Origin of the sequence: Leifsonella bigeumensis (assembly GCF_039537265.1) — a bacterium.
GTDB classification, from domain to species: Bacteria; Actinomycetota; Actinomycetes; order Actinomycetales; family Microbacteriaceae; genus Terrimesophilobacter; species Terrimesophilobacter bigeumensis.
In genome coordinates this window covers 347,298-365,576 of sequence record NZ_BAABAE010000002.1, presented here as the reverse complement: position 1 = coordinate 365,576, position 18,279 = coordinate 347,298, and the positions used below count along the sequence as shown (strand labels likewise).

Here is an 18,279-nt window from a genome sequence, read left to right as displayed (position 1 = left end):
CGGGTGCGACACCCCGGAATGCGGTCGGATGATCGCGTAATTCACGGCAGAAGGGCTGCCGGCCCAGTGAGATGACATCAATGACAGAGAACAACGAGCGCGGCCTCATCGTACGCGGAGCGAAGCGACTTCGACACACGGTGGGCGGTCAATACCTCTTCGATTCTGCTGCGTGGGCCCTCGCACTCGTGCTCGCCGCGGTGTTTCGATACGAGTTCGCATTCGAGAACGTCAACTGGCTTCCGCTCGTCCTGCTTGCGATCGTTACGGCTCTGCTGCAATTCGTGTTCGGCCGCGTCTTCCAGCTCTATCGCGGGCGCTATCGCATCGGAACGTTCCATGAGGTCCGGGCACTTGCTTTCACTGTGGGCGCAGTAGCCGTGATCTTGGCGCCCATCACACTCATACTTGGTACAAAGCTGCTGATCCCACGCAGCACCGTGCTGGTCGCCGTGCCGATCGCACTCGTGCTGATGGGCTTCGCCAGGTACATGCGCAGGCTCCGCCGCGAGAATCGCGCGAAGCCGAGCGACGCACAGAGAACGCTCGTCTACGGTGCGGGCGACCTTGCAAACTTCCTCCTGCCCCAAATGCTCACTGACCCGAATTCCAAGTACCTTCCCGTTGGACTGGTGGATGACAGCCCCGCGCGAAGCAACCTCTGGTTGCACGGGGTCCCCATGATGGGTACACGAGCCGACCTCACGGACATTGCCAATCGAACCGGGGCCACGACACTCATCGTCACGATTGCGAGAGCCGATGCGGCTCTCATTCAGGCGACGAAGAAGGCGGCGGACGACGCAGGGCTTCGCATGCTGATGTTGCCCCTCCTCTCCCAAGTTCTTGAGGGGCGGTCGGGGCTCACCGACCTGCGCGAGGTGTCGATCGAGGACCTCATCGGCCGGCATCCCGTCGACACGGAAGTGGAGTCGATCGCGGGGTACCTTACGGGCAAGCGGGTACTCGTCACGGGTGCGGGTGGGTCGATCGGCTCGGTGCTGTGTCGTGAGATCTCGAAGTTCGCTCCAGCCGAACTCATGATGCTCGACCGCGACGAGTCCGGACTGCAGGCAACCCAGATAGCGATCTCAGGCCACGGCCTTCTCGATACAAAAGACGTGGTTCTTGCAGATATTCGAGACGCGCCGACGATCGAGAAGATCTTCGACGACCGCAAGCCGGAGGTCGTTTTCCATGCGGCGGCCCTCAAGCACCTTCCGATGTTGGAGCAATTCCCCTCCGAGGCTTGGCAGACCAACGTGCTCGGTACCCTCAATGTTCTCAATGCAGCGCGAGCGGTCGGCGTTTCGACCTTCATCAATGTGTCAACCGACAAGGCCGCGAATCCGTCGAGCGTGCTGGGCCATTCGAAGCGCGCGGCCGAGAAACTCACGGCGTGGGCTGCCGAAGAGACCGGGAAGAACTACTTGTCGGTGCGTTTCGGCAACGTGATCGGCAGCCGTGGCTCGATGCTGCCCACCTTCACATCGCTCATCCTCGCGGGCGGTCCACTCACGATCACACACCCGGATGTGACTCGCTTCTTCATGACCATCCCGGAGGCGTGCCAGCTCGTCGTCCAGGCCGGCGGCATCGGCAGGCCAGGCGAGGTGCTCATCCTCGATATGGGTGAACCTGTGAGGATTTTGGATGTCGCAAAGCAGATGATCGCCATGTCTGGTCGTGATATCAAGATCGTCTTCACCGGTCTCCGTCACGGCGAGAAGCTCCACGAAGAACTCCTGGGAGAGGGCGAACAGGACTCGCGACCACTGCACCCGAAGATTTCGCACACGAAGGTTCCACCGCTTGACCCCGCGCAGCTAGACAAAGCGGAGTGGGAGCGCCGATGCAGCCCCACCCCACCGACGACGCATATGGCCCTGACATGACGCGCATCTACCTCTCCGCCCCGGATGTGGGGCAACGAGAGGAGGATGCCATCATCGCCGCCGTGCGCTCAGGATGGATCGCGCCCCTCGGTCCAGAAGTGGACGCATTTGAACAGGGGATAGCTGAACGTACCGGGCGCCAGTACGCCGTTGCGCTGAGCTCGGGCACTGCAGCACTGCACCTCGCTCTGCTCGGGCAAGGAATTCGGCCAGGGGACGTCGTCCTCACCTCGACGATGACGTTTGCCGCCACAGCGAACGCTATCCACTACGTCGGCGCGGAGCCATTCTTCATCGATTCCGACGAGACCACTGGCAACATCGACCCGTCCCTGCTTGAACACGTGCTCGCCGACTTCGCCGCACGTGGCGAGCGCGTCGCGGCGGTCCTTCCCGTCGACCTGCTCGGCAAGCCCGCGAATTACACTCTGATCGAGCCGCTCGCCGCGCAATATGGGGTGCCGGTCATCGCGGACGCCGCCGAGGCGTTCGGTGCGTACCACGAGGGCAGACCAGCCGGTGCTTTCGGGGTGTCCGCAGCGATCTCCTTCAACGGGAACAAGATCATGACGACGTCGGGTGGCGGCATGCTCCTCACCGATGATGAGAAGCTGGCAAAGCACACCCGCTATCTCGCGACCCAGGCCCGGCAGCCGGTGACGCATTACGAGCACACGGACATCGGCTACAACTACCGTCTCAGCAACATTCTCGCTGCGCTCGGACGCGCACAACTGAGCCGACTCGATTCGATGATCGCGCGTCGCCGCCAGCACCGAGCGTGGTATCGAGAATTGTTCGAGGGTGTCCGCGGCGTCACCATCTTCGGCGGAGAGGACGACGCCCAGGACAATGTCTGGCTGACTTCGATTCTGGTCGACCCGGATGTCGCGGGTTGGAGGGCCGCGGAACTCTCCGCCGCGCTCGCCGCAGACGACATCGAGAGCCGTCCACTATGGAAACCAATGCACCTGCAGCCGGTCTTTGCCGGAGCGCGGTCGCTCGTGACCGGTGCCTCGGAGCGACTGTTCACCACAGGACTGACACTGCCGAGCGGTTCAGCACTGGATGACAGCCAGATGGCTCGAATCGGCCAGCGCGTGCAGGAGTTCCTCACGAAGAGATGAATCCCCAACGACGACCGTATGACCTGGTCAAACGCGGCGCTGATCTTCTCGTCGGCACTGTTGTTCTGGTGCTCAGTTCACCACTGCAACTCGTCGTCGCAGTTCTCGTGGCAGTGAATCTCGGCCGACCCGTGCTCTTCCGCCAACGCCGACCGGGACGCGATGGCCACATCTTCACGATTCTCAAGTTTCGTTCGATGGTGGATATCGACGAATCAAGGGGGCTCGTCACCGATGAAGAGCGACTCCCTCGCTTCGGCCGACTCCTGCGATCGACGAGCCTCGACGAGCTCCCTGCACTGATCAACGTCCTGCGCGGCGACATGAGCCTCGTCGGCCCACGACCCCTCCTCGAGTCCTACCTCTCGCTCTACACACCGGAGCAGGCCCGACGTCACGAGGTACGCCCGGGTATCACTGGACTCGCACAGGTCTCCGGCCGCAACGCTACGACCTGGAAGGAGCGATTCGCCCACGACATCTACTATGTCGATCACCGCTCGGCAAAGCTCGATCTTTGGATACTCTGGCGTACCGTGCGCACGGTACTCGCCCGCAACGGGGTGAGTGCGGACAACAGTGCTACCATGCCTGAGTTCCTAGGCCACCAGGAGAATGAATGACGCGCCCCCTCGTAGTGATCGGCGCGGGCGGGTTCGGCCGGGAAACGCTCGATGTGGTCGCCGCAGTGAATGCCGCGGCTTCCACCCCGGTGTACGACTTGCTCGGGGTGATCGACGCCGGCCCTAGCGAACTCAACCTCCGCCGACTTGCCGACCTCGGTGTGCCCTATCTCGGCTCGGAGACGGAATGGCTTGAACGAGGCGAGAGCGCAGAGTATGCGATCGGGATCGGTGCCCCCGCGGTCCGGGTGCGACTGGCCACGCTCTTCGACGACCACGGGCTCAGCCCGGCGACCCTCGTGCACCCAGCCGTGGTGGTCGGGTCGAAATCTCTGCTCGATCCGGGGGTGATCGTGTGCGCGGGGGTTCAGATCTCCACCAACGTGCAACTTCAGCGTCACGTCCATCTCAATCCGAATGTCACGATCGGACATGACAGCATTCTAGAACCGTTCGTCTCTGTGAATCCGGGAGCTATCGTCTCCGGCGAGGTGACTGTCGGGTCAGGTACGGTCATCGGGTCGGGCGCAGTGATTCTTCAGGGGCTCTCGATCGGTTCGGAAAGCGTCATCGGGGCAGCCGCTTGTGTCGTAGGGGACGTCCCACCCCAAGTCACCGTCAAGGGCGTTCCTGCCCGCTAGTCAGAGAGTCAATGTGCGCGTTCTTATCACCGGCGGTGCCGGCTTCATCGGGTCCAACCTGGTCCGCTTCATCAATCAGTCGACACCCGAGTGGGAAGTCGTCTCCATCGATGACCTGAGCACAGGGTCGGCGACCAATCTCGACGGGCTGCGGGTAACCGCGGTCGAGGGCAGCATCCTCGATCAAACGCTGCTCGACGCACTCATCGAGGATGTCGACTCCATCGTGCATCTTGCCGCGATCCCGAGCGTTCCACGCTCTGTGGCGGCGCCACGCCCAAGCCACGAGGCGAATGCGACTGGCACACTGAACGTCCTCGAGGCTGCCAGGGCGGGCGGTGTCGAACAGGTGATCGTTGCGTCCTCGAGTTCTGTCTACGGCAGCAACCCTGTGCTGCCGAAGACCGAGTTCGAGTGGACCCGGCCGATGAGTCCGTACGGGGTGAGCAAACTCGCCACCGAGGGCTACACGCTCGCGTATAACTTCTCCTACGGTATGAAGAATCTGGCATTCCGCTTCTTCAACGTGTATGGACCGGGGCAGGCCGCCGACCACGCCTACGCTGCGGTGATCCCCAAGTTCCTTGACGCGGCACTCTCGGGAATGCCACTCACGATTCACGGCGACGGACTGCAGTCGCGGGACTTCACCTACGTCGACACGGTAGCTGCCGTCATCACCACCGCAATCGCCGAGCACACGCACTTCAATGATCCTGTGAACCTCGCCTACGGCACGAACACAACACTGCTGGAGCTCATCGAGAGACTCGAGTCGGCCATCGGTACCACGGTCGAGCGCGTGCACGAGGAGCCGCGCGTTGGAGATGTGCGAGCATCGCAGTCCGACGGTGAACTCATCCGGACCATGTTCCCTGGCGTCACTCCCGTCGAACTGGATGCCGGACTGGCGAGCACGGTCGAATGGTTCCGGTCGCAGAGGCGCTCGGGTGGCTAGCACCCGGTCGATCGTGCTGGGCGTCACGGCCGACACATCGCTCATGCTGATGCGCGGGTTTCCTGAGTTTCTCCGCGACGCAGGCTGGGAGGTCCATGTCGTGAGCTCACCCGGACCCCTTCTTGACGCTCTGGACAAGGTCGAAGATCTGCATACCCACGGTCTCGCGATGGCGCGCCAGCCGTCACCGTTGACCGACATGCGCGGGCTGTTCGCCTGGGTGAGGTTGCTTCGCGACATCCGACCCACAGTCACATTGGTCGGCACCCCCAAAGCAGGCTTGCTCGGCGGTCTTGCCTCAACTCTCGTTCGTACTCCGCGGCGCGTCTATCTCCTTCGCGGGCTGCGCCTCGAGACCGCCACCGGCATTCAGCGAGTTGTGCTCACGGCTCTCGAACGCCTCGCCATGCGATGCGCAACGGATATTGTGGCAGTTAGCGCGAGCCTTCGGCAGCGAGCCATTGACCTGCGCCTGGTGGCGCAACACAGGATCCTGGTGCTTGGTAGTGGTAGTTCGAACGGAGTCGACCTCGCAGCCGCCGATAAGGTCGATCCTGGTCGCGTGGCCGAATTGCGCAAGGAAATGGGGATAGGGGACGGCACCCCGGTCATCGGCTTCGTTGGGCGATTGACAAAGGACAAGGGAATCGACGTGCTCGTCGAGGCAATGCGGCTGCTCGTGGAGCGCGGGGTGAGACACAGGTTGCTCGTGATCGGCTCCGTCGATGATGCGCAGTCCAGTGAACTGCTCGCGAGTCTGCGTGGCTCGCGCAATCCACCTCTTGAGACAGGTCACGTGACCGATCCCGGGCCGTACTACCGGCTCATGGACCTGCTGTGCCTTCCCACATTGCGTGAAGGCTTCCCCAACGTTGTTCTCGAGGCAGCTGCAGCGGGCGTTCCGACTGTCACCACCGATGCGACAGGCGCCCGCGACTCGGTTATCGACGGCATCACCGGTCTCATCAGCAGAACCGGAGACCCGACCTCGCTCGCGGACCGACTTGCCGAGTTGCTCACGGCAACACCGGCGGAGCGTCGGAGGATGGGTGCGAGGGCCCGCTCACGGGCTCAGGGCGAGTTCTCCCGCCCCCTGGTGTGGACAAACCTTGAGGCATACCTTCGTAACAGATCGGACGCTGTGGCGTCCGGGGCCTGAGGCGCCCACCAGAACACGCCACTCACGTTGCACGACCGTCTGCGGATGGGAAACGCCGTCAGCGGCGCCACTTGTTGACGATCATGGCGCTCCGGGCGAGGCTGGAGAGTCGCCAACCTCAACCGCTTGGCTCGCCACCTCCCCTGCCGCGCTGGCGCGACACGAAGGCGATGACCATCCACGCGATTGCCGAGATCCCTGCCGAAACGGAGAAGCCCCAGATGGCCCCGGCGAGACCTTGGATGAGGAAGCCGACGATCGGGAAGACGATGACGAGACCAGTCTGAAGGAAGCGACCCGTCAGGATCTGACCATGCGTCGAATTGGTGCGACACAGGATGTAATAGACACTCCCCAGTACGTTGCCGGCTACGAAGACCGCTGCCGCTGCCGAATAGGGCACGAGGGCGGCCAGAGTACCGACCGGGAAGGGTAGCGCCGGAACAACCCAGACAAGAGCGAAGTAGGCCGCAAGCGACATCCCGAGCGCAGCGCCTCCCACGGTCAAGAGGCCCTTCGCGGAGAAGAGCACTGATCTCCCCGAGCGGCCGATCGCGGGTCGCATCGGCTCAACGAGGAGCCGCACAGGTAGGGCGACATTCGACACGGCCCGGTAGACACCGAATCGCGCCGGACCGAGCAGGCCTGCCAGTAGGAACGGCGTGCCGATGGCCCCCGCATCCATTAGGAGCGAGTCCGTGAGAAGTGGCCCGATCGCGCTGCGATGCGAACGCACCCAGAGGTGGAGACCGGACGCCCTTCGGACATATGGCAGTCCGAGCACAACGACCGCGGCGAGTGCACCCATCGACCAGGCGATCGACACCCGTTGCAGTGGCGACAGGCCCGAAGTCGCGAGGAAGCCTGCGGCAAACAGCGCAAGTCCCGCGAGATCCGACGCGATCACTCGCTGATAGGTTTCTTCAGCCACTCGGTAGTAGCGGCTGCCGTTCTGGTACACGGCCAGCAGGGATGCAGCACCGAGAAATGCGGAGGTCGGCAACAGAGATGGTATGAGTAGTGCGGTGATGAGGCTGGCCAAACCGACCAGAAAGCCCAGTCCGAGGAGGGAGGTCGAGTATTCACTCCATGTGGCCGTGCGGGACCCAACAAGTCTGGCCCGTGCCCATGCCTCGCTGATGACGGAGTACTGCAGGGAGATACCGAATGCGTAGATGAGGTAGACGATGGAGAAAAGACCGTAGTCGGCCGGCTTGAGCAGGAGCAACGCCACTAGCGGCGTCAACGCACTGTAGAGGGCTCCTGACCCTGCCGAGATGACGAGCGGCACGGCGGACCCCGCTAGAGCTGGTGCACGTTCACGCCGGACGCGCGGTTCTTGGTATCCAGCACTGGTGTTCCAGGCTGATCGAGGACTGTCAGATCGAGATCGTCGTGATCAGTGACCAGAATGACGATGTCACTGGCGCCCACTTCGTGACTGGTAAGGCCGACCCGACGAACTCCGGTCGGCCAACGATAGTCGGCAACGTTGTCATCGACGGCGACGATGTCTGCACCGTACTCCCTGAGGAGCTCGATGATCCTCAAGGACGGAGATTCGCGGATGTCGCCCGAGTTCTTCTTGTAGGCGAGCCCCACGAGGAACACCTTGGATCCATTGAGAGCTTTCCCCTCCTGGTTGAGCATCGCGATGACACGTTGCAGAACGTAGTCAGGCATATGGTTGTTGACGTCGTTGGCAAGTTCCACGAACCTGAAGTTCTGGCCGAGCTTTCTTCTCACCTGCCACGAGAGATAGCTCGGGTCGACCGGCAAGCAATGGCCGCCGACTCCAGGCCCCGGAGTGAACTTCATGAATCCGAAGGGTTTCGTGCCGGCCGCTTCGATGGACTCCCAGACGTTGACACCAAGCTGATGCGCGAAGATGGCAAGCTCGTTGACGAGGGCGATATTCACATGCCGGAAAGTGTTCTCAAGAAGCTTGGTGAGCTCCGCCTCCTTCGGTGAGCTGACCGGCACAGTGCGGTTGACGAGGCTGTCATAGAAGGACTGGACGTGCTGAAGTGACTCCGGGGTGATCCCCGACACCACTTTCGGCGTCTCCACGAAGCCCCAGGTCTTGTTGCCGGGATCAATTCGTTCGGGGCTATAGCCCACGTGGAAGTCCACGCCGGCTACGAGTCCAGAGCCGTTCTCCAGAATCGGGACGAGGAGTTCTTCGGTGGTCCCCGGATACGTGGTCGATTCAAGGACGACGGTCGCGCCACGTGTGAGGAGCGGTGCCAGCGAAGAAGCCGCACTCTCAATGTACGAAAGATCAGGCAGCCCCTCCGCGAGCGGTGTCGGTACCGTGATCACAGCGACATCGAATCCGGCGGCTTTCCCGTACTCGGCAGTGGGTATATACCGTCCACCCTTAATCGCCCGAGCGAGTTGCGCATCGGAGATGTCCTCCACGAAGGACTCGGCACGCTCCAGCATCTGGATCCTTCGCGTGTCGAGGTCGATACCGACGACGCGGTAGCCCTGGTCGATTGCTCGCATGGCGACGGGGAGACCGACATACCCTTGCCCAACGATCGCGACCGTTCTGAACTCTTGGGACATGGCTATCATTCCGTTCTTCTACGGGCGCAGTGCCCCCTCGAGGATGGTGTGTTCATTGATGTGGAGCCCGCACGCCGCTCAATCTTTCGGCTTCTCGTCGATCGAAATTGCGCCCTGGTTCTCGACTGACTCGATCACACCGGACCTCGTGGTGCCAGGGTGCGAACTCGAACGCGCCAAGCACAGTGAGTTCACGAACTTGCACTATTGCATCCTAATAGAGCGAGCTCAAGCGCCCTCGCTATGCCTCGTCGGGGACTGCGGGGTTGAGTGGCTGCAGACTCGCCCGGCGGTAACTTGACCACTTGACTGCGTGGTAGATCGGGTTCATCACGAGCCAGTAGAGGCTGCGGCCGAGCCCGTAACCAGGGTCAACAAGAATGCGTCCCGTGTCCACGATCGACCACTTGACCCACTGCCGAAATGCCACGAAACGCGAGACCGTGGGGACTTCCGTGCCTATACTGCGCAGCCCGATCAGGTCTGCGGCGATGCGCTCTCCGAACTCTCGCAGGGTGCCATCGTTCGAGTGCTCCACCGTCGCATTGCCCGCGTAGGCCTTCGTGAGCCCAGCATCGATCACCGCGCGGCCGAATACCTGATCCTCGGCGTAAGCAACGTCGCTGTATGGAATCGGGCCCAGTAGGATTTTGCGCCTCGCAGCAGCTGCCGAATCAGAATAGAACGTGGCGATGCGGCGTATTGGGGATTCGGTACCGGCGCCGTCCGCACGATGCAGAGTCACATCCCCTGCTCGGCCCTGCCGTTGGAATACCCGGTCGATGTCGTACTTGAGCAAGGGTGGTGCGCTCGCGCGGGCTACCTGCCGGCCGAGTACGGCTGCGACCTCATCATGGTTGAACGGTGCCACCATCGCCTCCAGCCAACGCACGCCTAGCGGCACCGCGTCATGGGTCAGGTACACGACGATGTCTCCCGTCGCGAGTCGAGCGGCCAGGTTCCGTGTGCGTCCGTGACCAAACTCTGCGTTCGGGATCTCATGCAACCGCACCGAGGGGTGAGACGCGATGATCTCTAACGTATGGTCGCTGGAGCCCGAGTCGATCACGAGGACGTCGAACTCACCATCGTACTGCTGCACTTCCAGTGCGCTCAGGATGTCCCCAATGTGCTTTTCCCCATTGAACGTCAGGATTGCCACGGTCACACGCGGACTCATGCGGTGGCACCTTGGCCCCCCGCGGTCAGGTTGCCTACCGTCGCCTGCCAGGTGCGCTCCATGCCCTCGCGGAGCGACACCGACGCCGCAAGATCGAACTCCCGCGTGAATCGAGACGCGTCAAGCACAGAACGGTTCACGAAGGTGACCGGTTGCTCGACCTGCTGCACCCGCACAGATCTCCCAGTCACCTCGCGAGCGACGGCAATCAGCTCATTCACTGACACCCCGGTTCCACTCCCAATGTTGTAGACGTCATGCTGAGGATCACCCGCAGCGGCCAATGCCACCATGCGCGCGGCGTCCTTGACATACAGGTAGTCGCGAACCATCGAACCGTCACCAAAGACGATGACCGGCTGACCCTCCGCAATGCGCTGTAGGAAGATCGGGATGACGCCTTGACGCTTCTGCGGGTGTTGTCTGGGACCGTACGGATTCGAAATCCGAAAACTCACAGACTGCAGTCCATGCTTGCGCCGAAAGTACCGGAGGTATCCCTCGATCGCGAGCTTCCCAATCGCATACGGCGAGACCGGTTGGGGCACCACCATCTCATTGATCAGGTGGCCAGCTTGATCGCCGTAGATCGCGCCACCGGTAGACGCGAAGAACACTCGCTGCACACCTGCTTGAACCGCAAGCTCGAACAGCTCGACACTGGCGCTCAGGTTCGTGCGCACGTCCATCGACGGGTCGTTCTCGGCCGTCACCGGTGTCGTCGTCGACAAAAAATGGAACAGCTTCTGCTGCCCCTCCAACGCAACCCGCAGATCGGCGTGGCTTTCGAAGTCTCCCACCACGCTGCGAACGTCGGGGGCGGTGTACATCGGCCGCGATGAGAACCGGTCGAACACCGTGACTGTGTCGCCAGCCGCAGCCAGCGCATCCACGACGTGCGAGCCGAGGAAACCGTTACCGCCGATCACGAGACTAGCGGCCACTCATCCCCCTCTCGAAGGCCTCGAGGAACTGCACACCCGATGCCTCCCAGCTCGCCGTGCTCACCGATGCGGCGGCGCGCACCGCGTAGTCCGCAGCGTTTGGACGATCCACGATCTCAATGAGCCTGTCGGCGAGTGCACGAGGAATCGGCAGCGTGTAGGCGATGAATGGATTGTCGGAGACCAACCGGTTGTTCTCGCCATCATTGACCACCGGGATCGCACCGGCCGCTAACAGCTCCAGCGGAAGCAACGACATGTTTGACAGAGAAAGCACGAGTCCCGCGGCACATTCGTTGTAGAGCGAATTGAGGTCCCCCACCTGCGCACTCCCCGCGTTCACGTAGTCGAACCCGACACTGAGGTTGCGCACGTCCTGGCCTGCCATGACTATTCGGTGGTCGGGACGATCCCGAGCGAAGAGGTCGAGCGCCATGACGCCGAGTTCAAACCCACGGCGGGCAGTCTCCGGGCGCGCATAGAAGAACACATCGCTTCTCTCGCCTCGATTAATCAGGTTGTAATGTCCGGGATCCGCACCAAAATCGTAGCTGGCAGTGCGCATCCCGTAGTCGCGAGTCAGCCTGGTGGCCAACCACTTGCCGGCCGTGATGCCGTAAAAACCGAAGCGGTAGGTGTTCTCGGCGAGTACAGCCTCGGAGCCCATGGGGTAGAACAGTGGTTCGAAGTCCTGAACGAAGTAGAACCGCCGGGCGCGAGAAGGGTCTCGGTACGATCGGTACGCAGTCTCCCACGAGGTCGCGAAGAGTGCATGGACATCGTCAGGGATACCGGCCTTCGGATACTGCTGGATGTTCGCTCGCACCTTGGCGTAAGAGCTCGAAGAGCTCACCCGGTCGCGAACCTGAGCGGGGGTCAATGGGTCATCCATCGAGTAGAGGTATATGCGTACCTCGTGCCCTGCGTCTTCCAGAAACTTCATGAACCGGAAGATGTTCTGGTGGCCGCCGCTGTTGACACCTGGCGGTGACATCACCCAAGCGACGACCCTCCTGCTGTCGGCCACGGTTATCGGGTCGATCGCCGAGGGATGAGGCTGTCGCCAGTCCACGGCGATCGCGTCGCGATAGTCGACCAGGGTTGGCACTGTCGCAATGTTCGGAAACATGCGATGCACCGCTTTGCGCAGAACGACTCCCATACCTCGCGTGCGAAACAGTTGCATCGCGCGACGGATTGCCCTCATATCCTCACTGGCTCCGTCTCCTCGCTCTTCGCGGAGATTCCCGCGATTTCCGGGGTACGGAAGAGCAGAATCCATATCGTGACGCTGAACGCAAGTGAACCGACGAGGAGCACTGTCATGGGTGACACTGCTATGTCCCACCACCACAGCGTGTGTTGATCAAGATTCCAGCCAGTGCCGGGAGTATCACCGTGAATGTACCTGCGCATGTTGAAGTACAACGCGACGAGTTGGGCAACACTGATGGTCACCCCAACGAGAATGCGCTGAGTTCGCGTGAGTCGGGGACTCCGGCCGTTCGCGGATACCATCGCGAGTCCGATGAACATGACGATCAGCGGCAGGAGATAACGAGGTTGCACCTCCTGGCCTACCTGCTGGCCCCCTTGGTACAGCACCCATGTCGGAATGAAGACCAAGAGAGTCGCTATTGCGCCCAGCGCAATTGCCTTCCGCCATGTCATGACGCGGAGTCCGGTGAACACTGCGCCCACCGCGACAGTTATCGCGCCAAAGGTGACAATGGCGGGCATGCCGGTGTCCAGCCATCCGAGGCCCCAATAGCCGAAGACTCCGGCCCACAGTGATGGCACGTTGAAGAGGAGGGTGGCTATGTGGCCAAAGGAGTCGCTCGATTGCGCCGCTGCGGATGCCACCGTTGGATCGGAAACCGCGGTGCTGGGGAGACCTTCAACACCGAATTGGGACTGGCGCGACATCAGAACAAAGAGACCAGCGACCACGCCCATCACTAGCGGCAGAATTGCGTCCATCCAGAATCTACGCACATTGCGAAACCGCAGTACCAAGACGAGTGCAATGGCAAATCCAGCGTAAACCGCCGTATCGCCACGCGATCCTGCAGCCATGATGACAGAGACTACGAAGATCAGACCGAGACCTACCTTGCGTCGGCCGCTCGATTCCAGGTACCCGAGCAGCGCGATCCACGAGGTGCCAACACCCACGATGGCCCAAGAGCTCGGGTTGTTCGATGCAATGAGGAACAACCCGAGCGGCACAGTCGAAGCAAGCCATCCCCAGACGAGAGCGGGGCGCCGTATGGAGGGGAGCGCAGCGAAAAGTGCCGTCGTAATGGCCACGAAAACGAAAGCGTTGATGAGACGCATGAGTACGACGGAAAACTCGAGGTTGGGAGACACGACGATGTTCATCGCAGCGTAATAAACGGGAGGGTACTGCCCCGCGAAATTGCCTCGATGCGTCATTTCTGTTGGCACCGGATCGAGGCTGAATGTATCTTTCTGGCATGCGGCACTTCGCTCGGGATGATGTGCGAAGCACAACGGCGACTTGACGAGCGCCTCCGGTACTACGCGCTGTGTCAAGTCGGTGCCGACCTCACACGCCCAGGTCTTTCCCGGATCAGCGCACCATGTGCTGACCAGATGATAATCATCATCCGGACTGGCCCCCATCGGTGAAGCGAGCGCCCACGACGCCAGGGCGACGAATGCAAGCAATGGCGCGAGCCAGATCACCCGGAAGCCCCGCACTTTGTCGCGCAGGAGCCGAGATGTCGCCGGAGACCGTTCGGGACTCATGGCGTCACTCCTCCTCAAAAGACATCAGTTTCACATACTCTGCCACGGTCGGGACGGTGGCCTTGACGGTCTTGAAGTCACCAGAGGCTGTGATCGTTCCGCGCTCGACGAGGTGCACGACGTCCGCGTGTTGAACGGTGGAGAGCCGGTGCGCGATCACGATCACCGTAACCGAACCGTGCAATTTGCGGATGCTCTCGGATACGAACGCCTCGGAAGTGGCGTCGAGTGCGCTTGTGGCCTCGTCAAGGATCAGCAGACGTGAACCGCTGTAGAGTGCTCGCGCCACGCCGATTCGCTGGATCTGCCCGCCACTGAGGGAGTCACCTTGCTTGCCGACGGACGTATTGACGCCATCCGGCAGCGCATCGACAACGCTGGTGAGAAATGCTGACTCGACGGCCGCCCGCAGCCGATCGCTGTCGATCTCCTCGGGTGGCAGTCCGAGTGCGATGTTCTCCGCAATGGTGCCAGACACGATTCCAGGCTTCTGCGGCACATACGAAATACTGCCTGGGGCGAAACGGCGCACATCTTCGGGGCTCTTGCCGCCGATCCTCACCAAACCGGAACTCGGTTCGACGAGACCCAAAACGAGGTCGACCAGTGTGGTCTTGCCCGCACCCGATGGCCCGATAACCGCCACATACTGTCCCGCGCTGATCTCAAGTGAGATGCCATTCACGGCTTTCTCCACTGATTCTGGATAGCGATAATGAACGTTCTCGATGCTCACGGGGAGCGGCCCGTCATCCACGGCCGAGTCGCTTGGCAGCGTCGGATCGACCGGGTACCCAGCGGCCGCAACGTCGGCTTCAGCGCGACGATCGAGCAGGGTGAGCGCGAGCCGGGACTTCTCAACATTCTGCTTTATGTTGGCTGCCGCACTCTGCAGCGGCAAGAGTGAAGCCATCATCCGCACCCCTCCCGCGAGGAACACTCCCACGTTCGCGAGCCCGGTGGACAATTGCCCTGAGAGAAACTGCTGACCGACAAGTAGCACGACCCCGAGAATCAGAGCGGTCTCCACGACATAACGGGGCATTCCGGCGAGAAACGTCATGGTCGCGTCGCTCTGCGAAATGCGCTGCCGAGACCTCGCAACCTTGTCGATGAAGAAATCACGCTTGCCCAGTACTGTGATCTCTCGAAATGTGTCGACCGTGTCGCTCAACACATCCATCGTGTCGATCGTTCCCGCCACCGCTTCTGCCCCAGCACGTTTTAGGCTGCGTCCAATGAATACCTGGATGATGAGCACGACCACGGCGAAATAGACGAGGGTGAATAACGCGGCTACAGGGTCAACGACGAAAAACGTTGCCGTGATGATCAAGAGTAGAAAGCCTTCGGAGACGAGGCTTGCAACATTGTTGAGGATGCCTGTGAACGCGTAGGTCGTCGATCCAGTCACAGCGAACTGCAGATCGGCCTTCGAGTAACGCTTCACGTCGTCTAGGCGGCCACCGAGTACGAACCCGGCAAGCGCGGCGGCATTGCGTCCCTCCACTGACGCGACGAAGTTGGCGAGCGCTCGCGTGAGGCTGATCGCGATGATCGCCTTCACCGTGAAGATCCCGAGAACCAACACGACGAGCCAGAACAGCGACTCCCGCCCGAGGTAGGGGATCTCAATGCCGAACACTGATGTCGATTCCTCCCCCTCGGCGGAGAGTTGGGTGGCAGCGACGCTTGCGACGAGACCGATCATGACGATGCCGAACACATCGAGAAGCCCGCTGAGTGATTTCATGCCGACCAGCACCCAGTACCGCGCGCGTTCCGCAGGTAGTACTAGACGAAGGACACGACGCACTGCGCCTGCCATGGAGTCGCCGGCGAGAGGACTCACGTGAGGAGGCCGGTCAGGTAATCGCCGTACCCGCTCTTACGCAACGGCTCGGCAAGTGCAGCAAGCTGGGCGTCGTCGACCCAGCCGGCACGCCAGGCAATCTCCTCGATGCAGCCGATCTTGTACCCCTGTCGCTGCTCGACGACCTTCACGAACTCGGTTGCCTGGATCATGGACTCGAAGGTGCCGGTATCGAGCCAGGCCGTTCCGCGATCGAGCACCTGCACCTGCAGCAGGCCCCGACTCAGGTAGTGCTCGTTGACGGCTGAGATCTCCAGCTCGCCCCGAGCGCTCGGTTGAATCGACTTCGCGACCTCGATGACAGAGTTGTCGTAGAAATAGAGACCAGGGACGGCGAAACGGCTCTTGGGCTCTGAAGGCTTCTCCTCGATCGACAGAGCTTTGAAGTCGGCATCGAACTCCACGACGCCATAAGCCCGAGGATTCGCCACCTGATACGCGAAGATGAGTGCGCCGTCGATCTCTCTATGCGCACGAAGGCTCGACCCGAGACCAGTCCCGTAGAAGATGTTGTCGCCCAGCACGAGCGCGACACTGTCGTCACCGATGAACTGCTCCCCGATGATGAAGGCCTGGGCGAGCCCGTCGGGGCTTGGCTGTACTGCATAGGTCAGTTCGATCCCGAGGTCGCGCCCATCACCGAGCAGCCGCTCGAACTGGGGCTGGTCGTCGGGAGTCGTGATCACGAGGATCTCACGGATGCCGGCATGCATGAGCGTCGACAGAGGATAGTAGACCATGGGCTTGTCGTAGATCGGCATGAGCTGTTTCGAAATGCCCTTGGTGATCGGCCAGAGCCGCGTGCCGGTGCCTCCGGCGAGAACGATCCCCTTCACGGGCGACTCCCTACAGTGTCGAGCGAGTCGTATAACTCGCGTGCGGAATCCATCGTCGGCAGGAGGCCCTCGTCACGTGCCTGCTCAAGCGTTGGCGCGTCAAGGTCCTTGGGCGACAGGAGGAGCTCGCCGATATCGGAAGGAAGCGCCAGTCCGATCTGCGGGTCGAGCGGGGTGATGCCGTGTTCGCGCTCAGGGCGGTAGGTGTCCGAGACGAGGTAGCTGACCGTGGCGTCGTCGGTGAGCGCGACGAAGGCATGGCCAAGGCCCTCCGCGAGATAAACAGCCTTGCGATCGGCGGTGTCGAGGAGCACGGAGTCCCAGCGGCCGAAAGCAGGCGACCCGACGCGCAGGTCGACCACGAAGTCGAGCACGGCGCCATGGATCGCCGTGACGTACTTCGCCTGGCCGATCGGGATGTCGGCGAAGTGGATACCGCGCACGACCCCCCGTTTCGACACCGAGGTGTTGGCCTGACGCAGGTCGAGCGCGTGGCCGACGGCATCCCGGAGCGCGTCGAAGCGGTACCACTCGAGGAAGATACCGCGATCGTCCCCCCGTTGAATGGGCGTGATCTCGAACGAGTCGGGCACCAAGAGTTCGCGAATCTTCACGCGACGAGCCTACCTGCGGTCCCGGCGATCAGAGCCATCCGGGCGGGCCGCCTGCCGACGAGCGGTGTTCAGGTATCGGGCTGGACGAGGTCTCGCAGCACGTCATAGTGCGCACGGCCGTACCGTCGGTAACCTCCTGCCGACGCCTCCCTGAGCACGGGGACCACTCTGAACAAGGGGGTGACCGGAAGATCACGACGGAACCGTTCATGTTCGAGCTTCTTCGTGACGATCTCCACCACGCCGGTCGGAACGGCTTCGCCCAGTCCGATGACACGTCCGAGGAGCGCCTCGACTCGTCCGACGAGGTGCTGGTTCCGCTCGTCACGGGGCTCGCGGAGCCGGCTGATCTTGACCCGCAGTGTCGGCTTGGCAGCACCGATCTGGTTGCCCGTGTGCTGCCGGTAGTCGATGACCTGCTCGGAGTCGAAGTCGACCGTGCCCACGATCGAGGCGATGATCGCGAGCCATTCATCGTGCACCCAGACATCGCTGAACGGAATCGCGTGATTGAGGAGGTTGCGACGGAAGAGAACGGTCGCACCCGTGACGACATTGCGACGAACCAGGACCGCGAGAGCATGGCCGTCCTTCACCTCGCGCTGTTCCCCCGGCGTGAACTCGATGGCCTCGAACAGGGTTTGCCCGATCGGGACACCGTCATCGTCGACGAGCCTCGCGTCGCTATGCAGGAGGAGCAGCTCGGGCCGCGCCACGAACGTTTCCTTCGCGCGCGCCAGTCGGCCGGGCACCCACACGTCGTCCTGGTCGCTCAGCGCGATGATGTCCCCCGTGCAGGCGCGGACCGCGCTCTCGAAATTCCGCGTCACACCGAGGGGGGAGGCATTCTCGAGGATCGTGACCTGCAGCATCGCTCGTGCACGCGCAGGCTGCGCAGCCAGTTCGGCCCGCACCACGTCGAGCGTCCCGTCCGTCGACCCGTCATCGGAGATCACGAGCTGGTCCGGCGGCGGCGACTGGGTGAGAATGCTGCGCAACTGCTCCGCGATGAATCGGGAGCCGTTGTACGTGCACAGGGCGACCGAGACCGTGAGTCGTGAGGCGTTGTGCTGCACGATGGCCAGT

16 protein-coding genes are annotated in these 18,279 nt (G+C 62.0%); 6 read left to right on the top strand and 10 right to left on the bottom strand.

The genetic code is table 11. From position 1 onward, the window contains the following. The first annotated feature begins 80 nt into the window (after positions 1-80). From ABD678_RS04750 to ABD678_RS04725, 6 genes are read left to right on the top strand one after another with little or no spacing between them, the layout of a single operon-like run. On the top strand, positions 81-1,895 hold the full coding sequence (locus ABD678_RS04750) for a polysaccharide biosynthesis protein (protein WP_344754225.1): 1,815 nt from the start codon (positions 81-83) through the stop codon (positions 1,893-1,895). Further along, positions 1,892-3,022, top strand: coding sequence for a DegT/DnrJ/EryC1/StrS family aminotransferase (locus ABD678_RS04745; protein WP_344754223.1), 1,131 nt, complete (start codon positions 1,892-1,894; stop codon positions 3,020-3,022). The genes ABD678_RS04750 and ABD678_RS04745 overlap by 4 nt, the downstream gene beginning before the upstream one ends. After that, a complete protein-coding gene (locus ABD678_RS04740; RefSeq protein WP_344754221.1) occupies positions 3,019-3,645 on the top strand; it encodes a sugar transferase in 627 nt (208 codons plus the stop codon). Before ABD678_RS04745 ends, ABD678_RS04740 begins: the two co-directional genes overlap by 4 nt. After that, positions 3,642-4,286 (top strand): NeuD/PglB/VioB family sugar acetyltransferase, encoded by a 645-nt coding sequence (locus tag ABD678_RS04735; RefSeq protein ID WP_344754219.1) that lies wholly within the window; start codon positions 3,642-3,644, stop codon positions 4,284-4,286. The genes ABD678_RS04740 and ABD678_RS04735 overlap by 4 nt, the downstream gene beginning before the upstream one ends. Positions 4,287-4,299: 13 nt before the next feature. Further along, positions 4,300-5,244, top strand: coding sequence for an NAD-dependent epimerase/dehydratase family protein (locus ABD678_RS04730; protein WP_344754217.1), 945 nt, complete (start codon positions 4,300-4,302; stop codon positions 5,242-5,244). Continuing rightward, positions 5,237-6,403 (top strand): glycosyltransferase family 4 protein, encoded by a 1,167-nt coding sequence (locus tag ABD678_RS04725; RefSeq protein WP_344754215.1) that lies wholly within the window; start codon positions 5,237-5,239, stop codon positions 6,401-6,403. Before ABD678_RS04730 ends, ABD678_RS04725 begins: the two co-directional genes overlap by 8 nt. A gap of 118 nt (positions 6,404-6,521) precedes the next feature. Here ABD678_RS04725 and ABD678_RS04720 read toward each other — a convergent pair whose 3' ends face one another. From ABD678_RS04720 to ABD678_RS04675, 10 genes are all read right to left on the bottom strand, one after another. Then, positions 6,522-7,694 (bottom strand): hypothetical protein, encoded by a 1,173-nt coding sequence (locus tag ABD678_RS04720; protein WP_344754212.1) that lies wholly within the window; start codon positions 7,692-7,694, stop codon positions 6,522-6,524. Positions 7,695-7,705: 11 nt separating this feature from the next. Beyond that, entirely contained in the window at positions 7,706-8,983 is a 1,278-nt protein-coding gene (locus ABD678_RS04715) for a nucleotide sugar dehydrogenase (RefSeq protein ID WP_344754209.1), read from the bottom strand. Between the two features lie 232 nt (positions 8,984-9,215). After that, on the bottom strand, positions 9,216-10,136 hold the full coding sequence (locus ABD678_RS04710; protein WP_344754207.1) for a glycosyltransferase family A protein: 921 nt from the start codon (positions 10,134-10,136) through the stop codon (positions 9,216-9,218). 14 nt (positions 10,137-10,150) lie between these two features. Next, on the bottom strand, positions 10,151-11,098 hold the full coding sequence (locus ABD678_RS04705; protein WP_344754204.1) for an NAD-dependent epimerase/dehydratase family protein: 948 nt from the start codon (positions 11,096-11,098) through the stop codon (positions 10,151-10,153). Then, the gene (locus ABD678_RS04700) at positions 11,088-12,206 is read right to left on the bottom strand and encodes a rhamnosyltransferase WsaF family glycosyltransferase (RefSeq protein ID WP_344754202.1); all 1,119 of its coding nucleotides are present in this window, start codon (positions 12,204-12,206) and stop codon (positions 11,088-11,090) included. Before ABD678_RS04700 ends, ABD678_RS04705 begins: the two co-directional genes overlap by 11 nt. Before the next feature lie 95 nt (positions 12,207-12,301). Continuing rightward, positions 12,302-13,870, bottom strand: coding sequence for a DUF2142 domain-containing protein (locus ABD678_RS04695; protein ID WP_344754200.1), 1,569 nt, complete (start codon positions 13,868-13,870; stop codon positions 12,302-12,304). Between the two features lie 4 nt (positions 13,871-13,874). Further along, positions 13,875-15,623 carry an ABC transporter ATP-binding protein gene (locus ABD678_RS04690; RefSeq protein ID WP_344754198.1) on the bottom strand — a complete coding sequence of 583 codons (1,749 nt, stop codon included), beginning with the start codon at positions 15,621-15,623 and terminating at the stop codon, positions 13,875-13,877. 95 nt (positions 15,624-15,718) lie between these two features. After that, complete coding sequence (gene rfbA, locus ABD678_RS04685; protein ID WP_344754197.1) at positions 15,719-16,579, bottom strand: glucose-1-phosphate thymidylyltransferase RfbA; 861 nt, start codon at positions 16,577-16,579, stop codon at positions 15,719-15,721. Beyond that, entirely contained in the window at positions 16,576-17,193 is a 618-nt protein-coding gene (locus tag ABD678_RS04680) for a dTDP-4-dehydrorhamnose 3,5-epimerase family protein (protein ID WP_344754196.1), read from the bottom strand. Before ABD678_RS04680 ends, rfbA begins: the two co-directional genes overlap by 4 nt. Positions 17,194-17,261: 68 nt before the next feature. Continuing rightward, positions 17,262-18,269 carry a glycosyltransferase family 2 protein gene (locus tag ABD678_RS04675; protein ID WP_344754195.1) on the bottom strand — a complete coding sequence of 336 codons (1,008 nt, stop codon included), beginning with the start codon at positions 18,267-18,269 and terminating at the stop codon, positions 17,262-17,264. Between the last annotated feature and the right edge of the window lie 10 nt (positions 18,270-18,279).